Below are 18,081 nucleotides of genomic sequence, written 5' to 3' on the forward strand. Positions count from 1 at the left end.
AGGCCGCCGGGAGGGCGGTGGCTCGCTCCCCCGGCGGCGGTGCATGGATGGGATTGGCTTTGTTCTACGCCCGTCAGCGGCGAGGCTGTGGGTCAATCGGTTGATGCGTGATCGCCCAGGCGTTCAACACGCCACGCGCGCGGTGGCTGCGCGGCGGCGGCGGCGATCAGCGAACATCATCCCAGTTGCCACCATCACGACACCCAGCGTGGCCGGCTCGGGCACGATCAGATGCTGGCTGCGCGGGTCCGAGCCGCTCTTGACGATGAACGATGACGACTGATAGTTGCCCACGTCGCCCGGCAGCGAGCCGAGGTAGATGGTCGCCAGATTGCGCACGTTCTCTGAATCCAGCAGCTTGAAGTTGCCGGCGAGCAGGTTGAGCGTCCCGCCGAAATCCGTCACGACTTCCCAGATGGCGACCTGAAGCGCCGCCGCCTTGAGGCTGGAATCCACCGAAGCCGCGTACGTGTCGTAAAGAAACGCCGCGGCGCGGCCGCCGTTGATGAAGTCCGGTGACGCCGGCGTCGCATCCCAGGATGACTTCACGGTGTGGTTCAGATCCACGCAGTACGCCGTCAGATTCTGGCTCTGGAAGTTGATGAGGATCTGCCCGGCCTTGCTGGTTTTGTCGACCCCTGACAGCTTATAGTCAACAGTCTGATTCAGCCCCATGCCGCTGAAGGTCACGGGCGACGCCTGAATCGATGTGGCAACCAGTGTGGAAACCATACCGGCCACCGTTACGACGAATGACTTGCCCATTGCTTCCTATCTCCTTTCACCTGTCTCGGACACCGAGGAGCCGTCTCCACGACTCGAAAGCGGCGTCGCACCGCCCATCGGATTCAGCATGCCCCGGGCCTTGAATGAAAAATCCCGAGAAGCTGCGGGTGCGAGCGATAAGACGCCGAGGAGCGATTCAATAACCTGCGGGGCCTGAAGCCGTGACGATTGCAGGGATCGCACCGAGTATGCGACGGCGCGAAGCTGGGGCAGCGCGCTCGATCAGCGCGCGGAGCAGTCGGCCCTTTCGCCTTGTGAATCGGGAGATTTACCGGCTGTGTGAGGGATTCCCGATGCCTCACGCCATCGGCCATGTTGATGGAATGCGCCGAATCAGCGGCCCATAAGTCGCGCCAGACCGGTACGGATCTCTGTTTCCGACGGCTCGACCCATTCGAGTGAACCAATCCCGCAGGGCAACACGAATCGTATGCAACCGCCCGCAGATTTTTTATCCGACGCAAGCCGTGCGAGTATTACGCCGGGATCAACCGGGCGATCGAGACGAATCGGTAATCCCAGCGCCGTCAACAGCGCTTCCACGCGCTCACGCTGCGCGCCGGGGAATCGCACCAATCGCATCGCCAGCTCCATCGCGGCCGTCATTCCCAGTGCCACGGCCTCGCCATGGCGTAGCCCGTATGCGGATTCGGCCTCCAGCGCATGGCCGATCGTGTGTCCGAAGTTCAGGGCCGCGCGGCCGACGCCGGTGCCGGAGGTCTCGCGCTCGTCCGATGCGACGACGGCGGCCTTGATTTCGCAGTTGCGGCGGATCAAGTGCACAAGCGTCGCGGCGTCGCGCGAAAGAATCGCGGCGGCGTGCTGCTCGTGCCAATGAAGAAACGCTTCGTCCGCGATGATCGCATGCTTGACCGACTCAGCCAGTCCCGCGCGATAGTCCCGCTCGCTTAACGTGGCCAGGCAGGCCGTATCGATGCAGACGACCTCCGGCTGGTGAAACGCGCCGATCAGGTTCTTCCCCGTCGAATGATTGACAGCCGTCTTACCACCGACGGACGCGTCCACGTCGGCTTCAACCGTGGTCGGGCATTGGACGAACGGCACGCCGCGCAGCCACGTCGCCGCGACGAAGCCCGCCACGTCGCCCACGACCCCGCCGCCCAGCGCGATGATCGGCTCATCGCGTGCATGGCGCCCCTCGGCGAGTGCGTCGTATAGCTCGGATGCGATCGCGAGCGACTTGGACGACTCGCCTGCTGGAATGGTCATCAGCGTCGCCGCAATGCTCGCGCCGGTGAGCGATGCCAGCGCGCGATCGGCGTAGAGCGGACCAACCTCGGAATCGGTGATGATCGTTGCCTGCCGCGCGGCAGGGCACCGAGATCGCACGAGCGCGCCCAGTTCATCGAGCAACCCCGCGCCGATGTGAACGCAATACGACCGATCACCCAGTTGGACGGCAACCGTCGTTTGGGAAATCGCCGTCATTCGAATGCACCTGGTGCCCGATGGTACGTGCTGGATGATTGAATCAGCGAACCCCCGCGGTCGTGCGCCGCGGACGCACCCGGTTCGTCATTTCACCTCGGCACGAAGCTCAACGTGACGTGCACGATGGTCCAGTAGAAAAAGCTGTCTTTGCCGACCACCACATCCAGCACCGTGGCGCTCTTTCCAAAGCCGTAAACGGAAATCGCCATCAGCACTGCGACGACCGCCGCCATGCCCAAGTGCAGCGTCATGAAGCCCGGGCGCGTGGTGCGCAGCCATGCCCACAGCCCTTGCGGCGGCGACTTGGGCGGGCAGCGATCGATCAGAAACAGGGCGAAGAAATACCACGCGACGAAATGCGTCAGCACCCAGATGTCAAACGCGCCCGAACCGCCGAAGAGTGCCAGTACCACGACGCCCAGCGAGAACAGATACACCGCCAGGATCGGCCGATGCACGCGCCAGAAGCCGGTCCAGCCGCCGGGCACGCGGCGCGCCATGCGATGCAGCACGTACAGGGCCACCGCCATCATCGGCAGAAACAGTGACATCAATCGCATCACAAACGGCCAGTCGGCGGGGAAGAAATTGGCGAGAATCGGATCGACGATCTCGTAGCGCTTCTGCGAAATCTGCGTCGCCGCGGGCCAGAAGAGCGACGCCAGCAGGCCCAGCAGCAGCCCCTGCAACACGCCCATCACGCGACCATGCGATGCCGCCGCTTCCGGCGGCATGTCGCCATATGTCTTATAGAAGTACGCATCGTCGCGGAACCCGTGAAACAGGAAGTAGAAATAAAACAAAAACACCGCGAACGCGTTCTGATTTCCCCCGACGCGACGCCACAGCAGGCACAACCCCACCGACGCGCCGCACAGCCCGATGAACGCCAGCCGATTCTTCCACTGACTCATCCGCCGCGACGTCACGAGAAACAGAATGGCAATCACAAAGTGCGGAATGCCCATGATTCGCATCGGCACGGTCGTCGGATTCTTGAACATGCGAAAATCAGTCGGTCGCGTCTCACCGTCAAACGGAATCCACCACTTGTCAATCGCATAAAAAATCAGGCAAACGCCAATCGCGCCGAGCGTCCAGGCAATCGACCGCAACCAGCAACGCACCGTGCGAATCTGCCAGAGCGACGTAGGCGAATCGCTCGCCGCGTCGGCCGCTGGTGTCCCGGAAAGAGGCGAGTGAATGCTGGCGGTGGTCATACAAACTTGTCGGCAGCGGACCTTCAAAGCCGCGAATCAGGCGAGAACGTGCGATTAATCCTAGCAACCCGGCAGAATGGGTCAAGCCGGTGTGCGTGGTTGCAACAAGCACGTTGACGGTACGCTGGAGCGCGCTTGCAAGCCAGGCGCGTTTCGGTGCCGTTCATGCCGGCCCACCTGTTTTGGTGTTTCCCCGTTTTGGCGTTCCGGCGTTTCAGGCGGTATCATTCCGATTTTGTGAACCCTCTGTGAGATACAACCATGCCCGACCTCGTTCCCGTTCACGGCGGCCTCGCCGCACCCGTTGACCGCACCGTTCCGGCGAATCGCATCAAGGACTTCGAACGCGAAGCCGCAACGCTCAAGGCCGTACCCGTCGATGACGCGGATCTCTCCAGCGTTTACCGCTTCGGCGACGGCGCGCTGTCACCGCTGACCGGACCGATGGGCCGCGACGCATGGCAGCGCTGCCTCGACGAAGGCGCGATCGAACACGGCGGCAATAAATACGCCTGGACCATTCCCATCTCCCTGCCGGTCGACAGCGACACCGCCGCATCGCTCAAGGTCGGGCAGAAGGTGCAGCTGGTCAGTTCCCGAGGCACGGCCGTCGCCATCTTGACAATCGGCGATATTTTCCCCTACGACAAGCCCCGTTACCTCAAGGCCGTCTACCAGACCGAGCGCACCGACCACCCCGGCGGGCGCATGGTCATGGGCGACAACCGCTCGATGTTGCTCGGCGGCGAGATCGAGGTCCTGCCGCAGCCGAAGCACCCCGAGTACGGGCAGTTCGTGCTTCGCCCGGCCGAAACGCGATCGCTCTTCGCCGAGAAGGGCTGGACTCGCGTCGTCGCCTTTCAAACGCGCAATCCGCTTCATCGCGCCCACGAATACGCGCTCGTTTACGGACTGGAAACGCTCGTGCGCCAGTGCGACACGGCGGGCGCGGTGCTCAACCCGCTGATCGGCGAGACCAAGGGCGACGACGTCGACGCCGCCACGCGCATGCGCACCTATCGCGCGCTGATCGACCAGAACGCCCTGGGCCAGGGCGACAGCGACGCCGCGCTCTGGAAGACAAAAAATTACACCCTGCACGACCGCGTCATCCTGCTCGGACTTGACATCAAGATGTTCTACGGCGGACCGAAAGAGGCCGTCATGCACGCCGTCTACCGCCAGAATTATGGTTTCACCGACATCATCATCGGTCGCAAACACGCAGACGCCCCCTACGACGACGGAAAGGACATCTGGGACGGCCTCGCGGCGCAGCGGATCTTCGATTCGCTCGGCGGGCACCTCGCGATCAAGCCGCTGAAGGTCGGCTTCGCGGCATTTTACGAAAGTATTGGTCGAGTCGATCTCGTTGAGAATCACGCCGATGAAAAACCCGTGAGCATCAGCGGGCGAGAGATTCGCGAGCAGCTCCAGGCCGGACGGCTGCCCGATCCACGCATCATGCGACCCGAGACCGCGAGGATCCTCATCGAATCGATGCGCAAGTAGCGTCCTTGCCGTGTTTTAAGAACTTGAATCGCGACAATTAATTTGATAGACTAATTGAAAGTTCCGGCTGGTGTCGATCTGGCTTCGGCCGGTTCTCGCGATGTCAGCGGAGACAACGCATCGCATCAAGCCGTCAAGCTGTTTCAAAACCCCCTCTCCCTTTCAGGGAGAGGGTCGGGGTGAGGGTGAATCCTTTCGGTTGAACTACTTTTCCTCCTCACCCAACCTCTCCTCCCCCCAAAGGGGATAGGAGTTTTGAAACCAGTTCGTATCACATCTGCTCGCCATTCGGAGGTGCGTACCATGTCTTGGAATCTGCGAACGACGCGCGCGGGGATGGGGTTCGTGTTGGGCCTTGTTGGATGCGTCATCTCAACAAGTCCGGCCTTCGGTCAAAATCGTTACTTCCCGCCGAACACGCCCTACGTCCTGCCGAACGGCGTCACCGTCCAGTCCTACGGCAATAACTTCACCCAGTTTGATCGCGAGGTCACGGACAACGTCAAGAACCTCAACGCCGGCACGATCAGGTTTGATTACAACACGTGGAACGCCGCCGGCAACCCCTCCCCGGGCGGAGGCGGCGCGCTGACCGGCGGCTTCTTCATGGCCGACGGCATCACCGTCAAGCCCGGCTTTGCGCTGCATTGGGTTCAGATTGTCGGACGCGACACCACCACCAACGGCGCCAATGACTGGGGCTTTAATCCGCAGAATCAGAACGGCCCGTTCCCCGACGCGGATGCGACGACACCTGTCTATCCGTACGAAAGCCTGCTTCCAGGCGTCAATCCCAACCCCGCGCCCACGCTCGGTTTCACCGATTTCCCGGCCCGGCCGTATGCTTGGGGCCATCAGGACTGGTTTGCCGAGCTGGCACTCACCTGCATTGCCAACAATCCGGGACCGGACGGATTCCGGGAGAGCCGCGTGATCGGCTCGTTCTTCTGGGGGTTCGAAGTCATTGTTCAACCAGGCGGAAATAATCTCATCGGCCGGATTGAGCCGTCCCTGTGGGGGACCGCCGGTGCGACCAACGACTTCATCACCACCATGAATGAATACTACGACGGCATGTCGCCCGACGGCCAGGTGACGCCGCGCCACCGCTTCGAGAATAACTCGAACTGCTTTGTGCCGGAGCCGGCGGCCGGCATGCTGCTTCTCGTTGCCGCGGGATTGGCGCTTCGCCGGCGTTCGCGCTGTGCCTGAACGGTCCTGACGCGCTGCGTCCACGGATGAATCAAACAAAGCCCTCGACCATGCACCAGTTGGTCGAGGGCTTTTGCTTTGGCGAGCCAGGACGGTGCCCAACAAGAATGCCCCGCGCCCATCCGACGAGTGCGGATTACTCCGCAGCGACGCGCAGCTTCACCAACGTCAAGCGAAGCACGCATCCCGACGGCGATGATTGATCCGAGTTTGATCGAACGACAGGCGTCTCCAACCGTGACGACGGGACTGGCCTGATGCTTGCAGAGGGGCTATATCAATGGATGGTGGACGCGGTTGGGCTTGCGGTGGCCGGTCGGGACCCGTGGCCGCATCCAAAGCCCGGCGGATCGCAGCAGGGATCATTTTCATGAAGACGATCATCGAGCCGTTTCGGATCAAGTCGGTCGAGCCGATTCGAATGACCACGCGGGAGCAGCGGGAGCGCATCCTGCGCGAGGCACATTTCAATCTCTTCCGCGTACCGGCGGAGGACGTGCTGATCGATTTGCTTACCGATAGCGGCACGGGGGCGATGTCGTCGGAGCAGTGGGCCGGCATCATGCGCGGCGACGAGTCCTATGCCGGCGCGGCGAGTTTCTTCCGGTTTCAGGATCGCATCACCGAGCTGACCGGCTTTGAACATGTATTGCCGACGCATCAGGGCCGTGCGAGCGAACGCATCCTCTTCGAACTCGTGGGCGGGCCGGGCAAAGTGGTCCCCAATAACGCCCATTTCGACACGACGCGCGCAAACGTCGAGCATTCCGGCGCGCGGGCGGTCGATCTGCCGATTCCCGAAGCGGCCGATCCGGCCAACCGCCATCCGTTCAAGGGCAACATGGATGTGGCGGCGCTGCGCCGGCTGATCGCGGAGGTCGGAGCGGATCGCATCCCGCTCGTGATGATGACCATCACGAACAACAGCGGCGGCGGGCAGCCGGTGAGCCTCGAGAACCTGCGAGCGGTGAAGGCGGTGTGCCGCGAACAGGGCCTGCCGTTATTTCTCGACGCATGTCGCTTTGCAGAGAACGCCTACCTCATCAAGCAGCGCGAGCCGGGCATGGCCGACCGCTCGATCCGCGAGATCGTGCACGAGGTCTTCGCGCTGGCCGACGGCGCGACGATCAGCGCCAAGAAGGACGGACTGGTCAACATCGGCGGATTGCTTCTGCTGCGCGACGAGAAGCTGCTTCACGCGGCCAGCAATCTGCTCATTCTCACCGAGGGGTTCATCACCTACGGCGGTCTGGCCGGGCGCGATCTCGAAGCGATGGCCCAGGGGTTCGAGGAGGTCGTGCAGGAGGACTATCTCGCCTATCGAATTCGCAGCGTGGAGTACCTCGGCGAGAAGTTGTCCGCCATCGGCATCCCGATCGTTCAGCCGCCCGGCGGCCATGCGATCTACCTCGATGCCGCCGCGATGTGCCCGCAGATCCCGGCGCATCAGTTTCCGGGCCAGGCAGTCGTGTGCGCACTTTTTCGCACGGGCGGCATTCGAGCCGTCGAGATCGGGAGCGTGATGTTCGGCGCGAAAACCGGCTCGCCCGCGCCGAGCTTACCCGCCGTCCCGCAGCCTCCGAAACGGCCTCGGCTCGAACTGGTGCGTCTGGCCTTGCCACGGCGGGTTTATACGCAGAGCCACATCGATTACGTCATCGAGGCCGCGAGCGAGGTCCACGAACATCGCCGAGCGCTTCGCGGACTTCGCATGACGTACGAGCCTCCCGTCCTGCGTCATTTCACGGCGCGGTTTGAAGAGATCGAAACCGCGGGTTGATCCGGCGGGGAATTGACGCCCTTGTGCGAAGCGCGGTATATTATCTATAAGCGGATCAAGTTATCGTGTATTCGGTCCGCGCGGAGGAGTGAGACATGACGCCGCGACGCATGTTCGAGTGGATGATGGCCTGCCTCGTCGTCTTTGTGCTGGTTTCGAGCGACGCGCTTCAGGCGGAACAAATCACCGGCTACGTCCTGCGCCAGGGCGACTTTGCCCCCATCGCCGGCGCCAAGGTGACGCTCCAGGCGACGACGACACACGTCTTCACGCAAGCCGACGGCTCGTTCACCTTGCCGGTGCGCGCCGGCACCGAGCGCGTGATCGTGGGCGCCGCCAAGGGTTACTTCAACGCCGGCGTCACGCTCACACCGCCCGCTTCTGGTGTGCAGATCTTTCTTGAACCCGTGCCGCAGGACGACGACCCGGCTTACGCCTTTCGCGAACCGATCGAGGCCTGCGGCTTCTGCCACCCGAATCAGTTCAATGAGTGGAATGACTCACCGATGGCGCGCGGCGGGCTGAACACCTGGGTGCACGACATCTACAATGGCATGGGGACGCCGGGAGGTCTTGGCGGCTTTGTCTACACGCGCGACTCCATCTATGCGCCGACCAATCCCAACTCCGAGTGCGCCTCCTGTCATCAGCCCGAATCCTGGATCCCCGCTCCCTTCAGCCGAATGGAAGGACCGCAGGATCCCAACTATCCCTCGCCTGCTGCCGCACACGGCATCTCGTGCAGCGTCTGTCACAAGGTCGCCAACGTCGACGTCTCACGAATTGATTTCCCCGGCATCTTCCCCGGCGCCGTCCTCTTCACGCGACCGGCTGGCCAATTTCCCAACGAAGTCATGTACGGCATGCTCGGCGACGCCACGTACAACGTCCCCACGCTGATGCGGCCTTCGTATCAGCCCCAGCTGGCGGCCGAGGTCTGCGGCGCCTGCCACCAGGATCGCAGCGATCCGGACGAGAATCACACCTACACCGGCCCCATCTCCGAGCCGACCTACACCGAATGGGCCCAGTCGCCCTACAGCGATCCGCAGTCGCCGATGTATGCCAATTGCATTACCTGTCACATGCCGCCCACGGAGCACACCACGCTCTGCGAGGTGATCTGGCCGCCGCTGGAACGCCAAGTCGGCACGATTCGCTCGCATGATATTCGCGGCACGACGCCTCTGTTCCTCGAAAATGCTGTTTCCCTGGGCATGACGACTTCGGTTGTCGACAGCGAACTGACCGTGAACGTCACCCTGACCAATACCGGCACGGGTCATCATGTCCCCACCGGTGTCACCACGCGCAACATGATCCTGCTGGTCGAAGCCTGGCCCGATGGCGGCGATCCGATCACCGATCTGCTGCCACTCGCAAACGGCCCCACGGTCCACATCCTGGGCGGTGTCGGAAATCCGGCACAAGGCCATTACGGCGGTCGCCCCGGCAAGCTCTATGCCAAAGTCCCGCACGATGCCCAGAACAACTTCCCCGCCTTCTTCACCGATGCGACCGGCAACATTTTCGACAATCGAATCGCCGCCCTGGAATCGGACGCCACGCAATACACCTTCTCGTTGCCACAAACCAGCGGCGACGTCCGCGTGCGCGCCAGATTGCTCTATCGACGCGCCTGGCGCGCGCTCGTGGACGCCAAGCAATGGACGCAGGACGGCCACGGGAACCCGTTGAGCGATGTCGCTCCGCCCCACTACGGATACCTGATGGAAATGGCCGAGACGGCGGTTCCCAACTGTGCCGAGGCCGGCAGCGGCGACGTCAATGGTGACGGGTTGCTCAACGGCGCGGATGTCGGCGGCTTTGTCGATCTGCTGTTGAACCACTCGCTAGGTCCCGCCGGAGCCGCCTTTTGTGCTGCGAACATGCAACCGGACGCGGTGCTGAACGGCGATGATCTTGTGCTGTTCGTCGCGGCGATGCTAAAGCAATAGCTTCTGCTAGGGGGCGCTGGGCTGTCGCGGCATGCGCCCGAACCCCGCATGGCGGCAAAATAACGCGGGTTGCAACGCGCCCGGAGGGATTCGAACCCCCGACCGTCGGATTAGAAATCCGATGCTCTATCCGGCTGAGCTACGGGCGCCTCGTTCCCATCATCATATCCGCTCATTGAGCCTCCGAACACGAGGTGTAAACGCCTTGGTGCCGTCAAGCAGCCTCCGTCGCAGCAGCGGCCGGTGACGGCGGGGAGTCGAGCGGCCTTGCGAGAGGGGTCGCGTTATAATACCCGCGGCAAGCCAATCAAACAGGAATAGACACGTAGCAGTCTGAAGGAGACACAACCATGAGTACGCGCAAGGGGTTGAAGCGGGTCATCGCCTCGGACGGCAGGGGGATGGCGAGGGATGAGGCATCCGTCTGGATCATTCGGTCGTCGGCGGAGCGGCGCGTGCGCGTGATGGCGGCGGCTGTCGGTTTGGCGGTGGCTGTGTTTTGGTCGCCGGTGACGTATGCCGGGCCGGATGAGAAGCCGGCGAGTCTGACCGCGTTACAGAAGCAACTTCGCAGCGAGTATCGCAGCGGGAATTACGAAGCGGCGCTGAAGACCGCCGAGAAGATTCAGGCGATGCAGCCGAATGAAGTGTACGCGATGTACAACGTGGCGTGCATGAACTGCCTGCTCGGGAAGCATGATGAGGCCTACAAGTGGCTGGAGAAGGCGATCGATGCGGGCTATCGCGACGCCGACGGGCTGATCGAGGATTCGGATTTCCGCACGATTCGCGGCGAAGATCGATTCCGCGCGCTGATTCGGCGCATTCGAGCGGCGACCTCGGACACAACGAAGCACGGCGGCGGCGTGGCCGACGTGCGCAAGAAGGACCCTCCCGCACCGGAGAAAAAGGCCGGCAATCGGCAACCCGAGGATGAGGACGAAGGCGACAAGCCGAAGCCGGAAACCAAGCCGAAGAAAGTGGTCAAGAAGCTGTCGCCGCAGGAGGCGAGCGAGAAAATCAACGAGCTGACGCAGGAATTGATCAAGGTTTCCAGCGAGGGAGATAAAGACAAGGCGCTGGATTTGGCGACCAAGGCGTATGAGATCGCCAAAGCGTCCGAGGTGGGCGGGTTGATTTCGCTCACGTCGTACAACATGGCGTGCATGCACGCGTTGAAGAAGAACACCGACGAAGCGTTCAAGTATCTGGAGGAAGCCATCGGCGCCGGCGGGGGGTTTACGCGTGATATGGCGGCGCAGATGGAGGGCGACAGCGACCTGGACCACATCCGCAAGGACGCGCGCTACAAGAAGCTGCTGGAGAAGGCCAAGAATCTGCGGCCGCCGGCGGCGCGCGTCGGTCAGCGCGGCTCGGCCGACAAGAAGGTCGGATTCCGTTACGAAGTAACAACGCCCAAGGGGTTGAACAAGAGCAAGGCGGCGCCGCTGGTTGTGGCGTTGCACGGGTTCGGCAGTTCGGCAATGGAGGAGAAGGAAACGTGGCGCGAAGCGGCGGCGCGCGTCGGGGCGATTCTGTTGACGCCACAGGGGACGAATCAGCGCGGCTCGTCGTACAACTGGGGCGACAACCTCGACGAGATCGAGGAGAACATCATGTCGGCGATCGACGACGTGATGGACAAGCAGAACATCGACAAGAAGAAGATCGTCATCGCCGGGTTCTCACAGGGCGGGCAGATCGCGTACGCCCTGGCGCTGCGTAATCCCGATACCTTCTGCGGCGTGATTCCGGTTTGTGGTCTCTGCAAGGAGTCGGAATCGTCCTTTGATGACGACGCGGTGAAAAACCTGCGCGTGTGCATCCTCTATGGCTCGGACGACGAGGACGAAATCCTCGACTCCAACAGGAAGGCGGCCGAGAAGTTCAAGCAAAGCGGCGCGAAGGTCTCGGTCAAGGCCTACGACGGCGGCCATGCCTATCCCTCCGACGCGGACGAGATGCTGGCCGACGCGCTGAAGTTCGTCCTGAACAAGTAACAGCAGGCCAGCCACCCTTTCATACGGCGACCGGCGCGCGCGATCGCAAACGTGAGCGCGGCCGGTGCGCCGACGCGCCGGTTGGCGGGTACAATGCGCGCGAATCGGGGCGAGGGTTCATGGACGCCGACGCATTGTTTGATGATCTGACCGAGCCGCAGAAGCAGGCCGTCGCGCATACCGACGGGCCTTTGCTGGTTCTGGCGGGCGCCGGCTCGGGCAAGACGCGCGTGATTACGCGTCGCGCCGCGTACATCGCGGCGACGGTTGCCTCGCCCGACCAGGTGCTGGCGATCACGTTCACGAACAAGGCGGCGGGCGAAATGCGCGAGCGCATTGCGGAGCTGGGCGCGCTGGGGGACAACCCCTACGCGCGGATGTGGGTCTGCACGTTCCACAGTCTGTGCGCGCGGTTGCTGCGGCTGTACGCCGATGCGGCGGGGGTGTCGCGTTCGTTCACGATTCTGGATGACGGCGACCGGGCCAAACTCGTTCGCGAGGCGATTGAGGCGTGCGAACTGCGCGTGGAGAACTGGACGCCGTCCTCCGTCGAGCACGCCATCAGCGACGCGAAGAACAACCTCCTGACGCCGCAGGCCTTCGCCGAGCAGGCGACGGACTTTCACGGCCGGACGGTCGCGCGCATCTACGAGGCCTATCAGGCGCTGCTGGCCCGCAATCAGGCGGTGGACTTTGATGATTTGCTGATGCTCGCGGCGCGCCTGTTGACCGAGCAGGACGACGTCCGCGCGGCGCTGTCGGATCGCTTTCGCTACCTTCTGATTGACGAATACCAGGACACGAACCATGCGCAATACATCATCGCCAGCCGTCTCGCGGCGGCGCGGCGGAACATCTGCGCGACGGGCGACCCCGATCAATCCATCTATGCGTGGCGGGGCGCGAACATTCAAAACATCCTCGATTTCGAAGAGGAATATCCCGACGCAACGGTGATCCGATTGGAGCAGAACTTCCGATCGACCGGGGCGATCCTCGCTGCCGCGTCCGCCGTCATCGCCTGCAACCAGCGGCGCAAGGACAAGGCGCTCTGGACCGAACAGGAGACCGGTCCGGCCGTGCGCGTGTGGCGCTGCGAGGACGAGCGCGCCGAGGCGCAGCGCATCGCGGAGGACATCGCCTGGCACCTGCGCGAGGGGCGAACCGGCGGCGACGTCGCCGTGTTCTATCGCGTCAATGCGATGAGCCGTGCGATTGAAGACGCGTTGCGCGCGGCGGGCATTCCCTATCAAATCGCGCGCGGCGTGGAATTCTACAACCGCAAGGAAATTCGCGACGTGCTGGCGTATCTGCGAGCCATCGTGAACCCGGCCGATCAACCGGCGTTGTTCCGCGCGATGAGCAATCCCTCGCGTGGGATCGGCGCGGCCACGCAGGCAAAGATTCGCGCGCTTGCCGAACAGCAGGGGATCACCGTGAGCGACGCGCTGGAGCAGCTCGCGGCCGGGGGCGGTGCGGTGGGGAAGAAGCTCGCGGGCTTCACGAGCCTGATGCGTCACTTGCGCGCAATGTCGGCGCAGCCTGTGCGGCCGATCGTGGAGGCCGTTTTGAGCGAGGCGGGGTTTGACCCGTCGGCCGGGGGTGGGCAGCGATCGCTCGGTGGTGATGCCTCGGGCTGGCTGGAAAGCGACGCCGTGGAAAACGTGCGGGAATTGGTGACAGCAGCGCGGCAGTTCGATCAGGACAACCCCGATGGCACGCTGACGGACTGGTTGCAACAGATCAGCCTCGTGTCGGACACGGACGCGCTGGACGAGCAGGGCGGCGCGGTGACGTTGATGACGCTGCACACGGCGAAGGGGCTGGAGTTTCCGCTGGTGTACATCGCCGGGCTGGAGGAAAATCTGCTGCCGCATCGGCGGGCGCTGCGCGAGGGCGAGGACGACATCGAGGAGGAGCGGAGATTGTTCTTCGTGGGGATGACGCGGGCGATGGACTCGCTGACGATCACGCACGCGAAATACCGCATGACGCGCGGCATCACGGAGCGCTCGACGGCGTCGCGCTTCTTGAGCGAACTGCCGGCGGAGGGCGTTGAGCATGAGTCGTTCGAGATCGAGCGCGATCGGGCACGCAGTCACCTCGGCGAATTCAACGAGGGCGAAGAGTCGTTCGACGCGTCAGGGTATTATCCCGGCCAGCGCGTGCGGCACGACGAATACGGCGAGGGCACGGTGCTGACCGTGGAGACGCGCGGCCGAACGCCGTATGTACGCATCCACTTCGACTGCGGCGAGCGCAGCTTCGCACTGGAGCATGTGTCGTTATACATCATGGACGGAGAATGCTAAGTGGAGCCGCAGAATGATTCATAGGGTGTGGCACCGGCGTCCCGCCGGTGAATCACAGGCGAGACACCCGGGCCACAAGTGAATGCTCGTTGCGGTGCCACTTAGACTGCGCGAAGCCCGTGTTGGACGAAACGAGAGAGGCATGTTGATGGAAGCTCGGATCGTAAGAAGCGTGGTGAGGGCCGCGGTTTGATGAATCACGTCGCCGTTATTCTCGCCGGCGGATCGGGTCGGCGGTTGTGGCCGCTTAGCCGCGCGGATCGTCCCAAACAGTTGCTTCGCATCGTCGAAGGTCGGAGCCTGCTGCGCCATGCCTACGACCGCCTGCGCTTGCGCCTCGCTCCGTCGGACATCTTCGTCGTCGCGCTGGAGCGGCATCTCGATGCGATCGCCGGGCAACTGGAAGGCATCCCGCGCGAGAATCTTATCGGCGAACCGGTCGGCCGCGATACCGCCAACGCGATTGCCCTGGCGGCGGCGATTCTGAACGAACGCCGGTCCGGCTGCACGATGGGGGTCTTCACGGCCGATCATCTCATCCGCCCGATTCAGACTTTCAGCGAAATCGTTGCACGGGGGTACGAGGCGGCCGAGACCCATGCCGACGCCCTGGTGACGTTTGGCATTCGCCCGACCGAGCCGAGCACGCAGATGGGCTACATCGAGCGCGGCGAGCCGGTCTCGCCCGGCGTGTTTGCCGTGAAGTCCTTTCGCGAAAAGCCCGACGCGGCGACGGCGAAGCAGTACATGATCGGCGGCGCGCACGATTGGAACAGCGGCATGTTCGTCTGGCGGCTGCCGACGATTGTGTCGGCGTTGCAACGTCATCTGCCGCAGGCATGGGAGGCGCTGGCGCGGGTGGCGCCACGGTGGGGCAGTGAGGCGGGCACACGCGCCGCGGCGGAAGTGTACCCGACGCTGACGAAGACAAGCATCGATTACGCCGTGATGGAGAAAGCGGCGAAGGTCCTCGTGGTCGAGATGCCGCTGGAATGGCACGATCTGGGTCATTGGACGAGCCTCCCGGCGGTGGTCGGTGCGGACGGCGCAGGGAACACGATATCGGCGACGCGGGTGGCGGCCCTGGCGGCAAAGGGCAACATCGTGGTCAGCGAAGAAGACCACCTGATTGCGGCGATTGGCGTCAGCGATCTGGTCATTGTCCAGAGCGCCGACGCGACGCTCATCTGCCACAAGAGCCAGATCGACCGGCTGAAGGATCTGCTCGACGAAATCGGCCGGGACTACGGCACGCGGTACGAGTAAACGCCGAAGCGATCTGGTTCGGAATCGGCTGTCAATCCAAATCTGCCCGGGATGATACAATACCGTCCATGCAACGCATCCTCGGCATCGACTACGGCACGACGCGGATCGGCATCGCCGTTGCGGACCTCGAAACGAAGGTGGCCGTGCCGCTGACGGCACTGGCCGGTCGCAACGACGTGACGCGGGATGCCCGGGCCATGGTCGACGCCGGCGCGGAGCAGGGGGCGGTCGCGTTTGTCGTCGGTCTGCCGTTGAGTATGGATGACAGCGATTCGCAGCAGACGGCGCTGACCCGCCGTTTCGCCGCCGAGTTGGAACGGCTATCCGCGAAACCAGTCTATTTTCAGGACGAGCGACTCTCATCCATGGCGGCGGCCGATGCCCTGCACGAGCTGCACGGCGGCCGTCGAAGCGGCCAGCGCCGCGCGAAGCAAAGCGGCCGCCTGGATGCCGTCGCGGCGCAGCGCATTTTGCAGGCCTATCTGGATAACCCCGAATCCGTGTTGCCGGGCCGATAACGCGCCGCGGCACGATTTTCGACCCGCCGTCGAGCGGTTACTATTACAAGGAAAGAGAGCGAACGGTTGATCCGCTGACCCCGAGCGGGGCCGGTCAAGGAGACGCAGCATGGCAAAAGCAGCTTCGACGTTGTTCGGCAAGCCGCGGCACGAGGGCGTGCGCGTCGTCGTCACCGGGCAGGTCGGTGTGGACAAGAAGCAGTTCCTGGAAGAGGTCGTCCGCATCGCCGCCGAGCGCGGGCACGACGTGAAGCTGCTCAACGTCGGCGACATGATGTATGCCGAGGCGCCCGACGTGGTGCGCGGCCGCATCCTCGATCTGCCTCGGACGCGGCTGAACAGCCTGCGCCGGGCGGCTTTCAAGGATATCCTCGCCACTGCGGAGAAGTCGCCGAACGTCATCATCAACACGCACGCCACGTTTCGCTGGAAGCATGGGTTGTTCGAGGCGTTCGACTTCGATCAGATGACCGCGCTGGATGCCGATCTTTACATCACGCTGGTGGACAACGTCGATGCGATCCACGAGCGGCTGCTGCGCGATCACGACTTGGCTCACACACTGAAGGACATCATGGTCTGGCGCGAGGAGGAGATTCTCGCGACGGAAATCCTCTCGCACGCCATCTGCGGCCATGGGCGCTTCTACGTCCTCGCCCGCGGGCAGGAGGGGGCTACGGCCAAGTCGCTCGTCCGGCTCATGTTCGAGAAAGACCGCAAGCGCATCTATCCCAGCTTCCCCATGTCGCACGTGATGGACATGCCCGATGTGCTGGCGGAGATCGACGGCTTCCGCGACGCACTGGCCGAGCATTTCATCTGCTTCGATCCCGGTGATTTGGACGAAAAGCGCCTGCTTTTTGAAGCGGCCGAGGCGACGAAGCGCGGCGAGCAGACGTTCAAGCTGGCCGTCAATCGCCGCGACCTGGTCTTCAACGTCACCGATGTCACCAGCGTGGCCCGGGACATCGACGGGCAAATCTATGCCCGCGACTTCAAGCTGATCGACCAGTCCGACATGATCGTGAGCTACATCCCCGAGCTGACGGGCGGCATCCCCGGCCTGTCCAGCGGCGTCGAGCGCGAGTTGCAGCATGCATTTGAGGGGACCAAAGAGGTTTTCGTCATCTGGCGGCCGAAGAAGGAACCGTCGCCCTTTGTGACCGAGACGGCGACGAAAGTCTTCACATCGGTGGAGGAACTGTTCCAATACTTCCAGTCGCGCGGGTACATCGGGGATTATCAACTCAACCTGCTTCGCACCGGCGCGCCGAAAGAACGCGGCCGGTTCGGATGAACATCGTTAGTACCGTTCCCCGGTCGGCGTGATGCGCGGCAGCGGCGTGCCGGGCATGCAGGTCGGCGGCACGTCGGAGGCACGGCCGATCCCCATCTGTTCACGCAACGCCGCCAGCTTGGCGATTTCCTCCGGCGGCAACGCGCGCGTCTGGCCCAGTTGATGCGCCATGAACAGCACGTGCGAGCCGTGTTCGAGTTTCTCCAATTTGAAGAACGCGTCGGCGGCCGTCTTGCCCACGGTGATCGAACCGTGCCGGTCGAGCACCAAGGCGTCGTAACGACGGATCAACTCGCGCACGACCGTGGCGCCCTCCACCGTCGCGGGCGTCGCATAGGCCGTCACCGGCACCTGGCCGAATGCAAGAATCACCTCCGGCAGGGCGCAAGGATCGATGGTCAGTCCGGCAACGGTGAAGGCAATCGTTGTCGGCGGGTGCGCGTGAATCGCGGCGCCGATGTCCGGCCGCTCGGCGTAGGCCGCGAGATGCATCCACCGCTCGCTCGATGGTTTGCCGCGTCCGAGAATCGGCCGACCGGACCCGTCGATGAGCACGAAGTCCCCCGGATCGATCATGCCGAGGCACGAGCCGCTCGGTGACACGAGGAAGCGGTCAGGCCCCGCGCGAGCCGAAACGTTCCCGTCGGTGCCGGCGACGAGGCCGCGGTCATAGACGCGGCGGGCGATGTCGGCCAGTTCCCGTCGCAATTGCCATTCGCTGATCATTCGCTGCTCGCGCTGCGTCAGGGTGTGTTTGAACTCATA

The 18,081-nt window shown here is 63.3% G+C and carries 13 protein-coding genes and 1 tRNA gene; 9 read left to right on the forward strand and 5 right to left on the reverse strand.

Features of this window, described 5'->3' with window-relative positions; genetic code table 11:
* Nucleotides 1-123 precede the first annotated feature (123 nt).
* The 3 genes from HRU71_11560 to HRU71_11570 all read right to left on the reverse strand — a co-directional run bounded on the left by HRU71_11560 (nt 124) and on the right by HRU71_11570 (nt 3,458).
* The gene (locus HRU71_11560; protein ID QOJ04079.1) at nt 124-765 is read right to left on the reverse strand and encodes a PEP-CTERM sorting domain-containing protein; all 642 of its coding nucleotides are present in this window, start codon (nt 763-765) and stop codon (nt 124-126) included.
* A 354-nt stretch (nt 766-1,119) separates the two neighbouring features.
* Nucleotides 1,120-2,235, reverse strand: a complete 1,116-nt coding sequence (aroB, locus tag HRU71_11565; protein ID QOJ04080.1) for a 3-dehydroquinate synthase — start codon at nt 2,233-2,235, stop codon at nt 1,120-1,122.
* Between the two features lie 92 nt (nt 2,236-2,327).
* Nucleotides 2,328-3,458, reverse strand: coding sequence for a hypothetical protein (locus HRU71_11570; GenBank protein QOJ04081.1), 1,131 nt, complete (start codon nt 3,456-3,458; stop codon nt 2,328-2,330).
* A 261-nt stretch (nt 3,459-3,719) separates the two neighbouring features.
* Here HRU71_11570 and HRU71_11575 point away from each other — a divergent pair, with 261 nt between their 5' ends.
* The 4 genes from HRU71_11575 (at nt 3,720) to HRU71_11590 (ending at nt 9,920) form a co-directional block, all read left to right on the forward strand.
* The gene (locus HRU71_11575; GenBank protein ID QOJ04082.1) at nt 3,720-4,970 is read left to right on the forward strand and encodes a sulfate adenylyltransferase; all 1,251 of its coding nucleotides are present in this window, start codon (nt 3,720-3,722) and stop codon (nt 4,968-4,970) included.
* A 303-nt stretch (nt 4,971-5,273) separates the two neighbouring features.
* A complete protein-coding gene (locus HRU71_11580) occupies nt 5,274-6,182 on the forward strand; it encodes a PEP-CTERM sorting domain-containing protein (protein ID QOJ04083.1) in 909 nt (302 codons plus the stop codon).
* Between the two features lie 370 nt (nt 6,183-6,552).
* Nucleotides 6,553-7,962 (forward strand): tryptophanase, encoded by a 1,410-nt coding sequence (locus tag HRU71_11585; GenBank protein QOJ04084.1) that lies wholly within the window; start codon nt 6,553-6,555, stop codon nt 7,960-7,962.
* A gap of 95 nt (nt 7,963-8,057) precedes the next feature.
* Nucleotides 8,058-9,920: a hypothetical protein gene (locus tag HRU71_11590; protein ID QOJ04085.1), complete on the forward strand. Its 1,863-nt coding sequence runs from the start codon at nt 8,058-8,060 to the stop codon at nt 9,918-9,920.
* A gap of 75 nt (nt 9,921-9,995) precedes the next feature.
* Here HRU71_11590 and HRU71_11595 read toward each other — a convergent pair.
* Nucleotides 9,996-10,069, reverse strand: a tRNA-Arg gene (locus HRU71_11595).
* A 201-nt stretch (nt 10,070-10,270) separates the two neighbouring features.
* Between HRU71_11595 and HRU71_11600 the strand changes: the two genes are divergently transcribed.
* The 5 genes from HRU71_11600 to HRU71_11620 all read left to right on the forward strand — a co-directional run bounded on the left by HRU71_11600 (nt 10,271) and on the right by HRU71_11620 (nt 17,316).
* A complete protein-coding gene (locus HRU71_11600; protein ID QOJ04086.1) occupies nt 10,271-11,920 on the forward strand; it encodes a dienelactone hydrolase family protein in 1,650 nt (549 codons plus the stop codon).
* 119 nt (nt 11,921-12,039) lie between these two features.
* A complete protein-coding gene (locus HRU71_11605; GenBank protein ID QOJ04087.1) occupies nt 12,040-14,232 on the forward strand; it encodes a UvrD-helicase domain-containing protein in 2,193 nt (730 codons plus the stop codon).
* A gap of 192 nt (nt 14,233-14,424) precedes the next feature.
* Nucleotides 14,425-15,498 (forward strand): mannose-1-phosphate guanylyltransferase, encoded by a 1,074-nt coding sequence (locus HRU71_11610; protein QOJ04088.1) that lies wholly within the window; start codon nt 14,425-14,427, stop codon nt 15,496-15,498.
* A gap of 68 nt (nt 15,499-15,566) precedes the next feature.
* Nucleotides 15,567-16,019: a Holliday junction resolvase RuvX gene (ruvX, locus tag HRU71_11615; GenBank protein ID QOJ04089.1), complete on the forward strand. Its 453-nt coding sequence runs from the start codon at nt 15,567-15,569 to the stop codon at nt 16,017-16,019.
* A gap of 109 nt (nt 16,020-16,128) precedes the next feature.
* Nucleotides 16,129-17,316 carry an AAA family ATPase gene (locus HRU71_11620; GenBank protein QOJ04090.1) on the forward strand — a complete coding sequence of 396 codons (1,188 nt, stop codon included), beginning with the start codon at nt 16,129-16,131 and terminating at the stop codon, nt 17,314-17,316.
* A gap of 6 nt (nt 17,317-17,322) precedes the next feature.
* On the opposite strand, the gene HRU71_11625 is transcribed toward HRU71_11620, so the two are convergent.
* On the reverse strand, nt 17,323-18,042 hold the full coding sequence (locus tag HRU71_11625) for a class II aldolase/adducin family protein (GenBank protein ID QOJ04091.1): 720 nt from the start codon (nt 18,040-18,042) through the stop codon (nt 17,323-17,325).
* Nucleotides 18,043-18,081: the final 39 nt, after the last annotated feature.

This window comes from Planctomycetia bacterium (assembly GCA_015200345.1).
GTDB lineage: Bacteria > Planctomycetota > Phycisphaerae > UBA1845 > UTPLA1 > PLA3.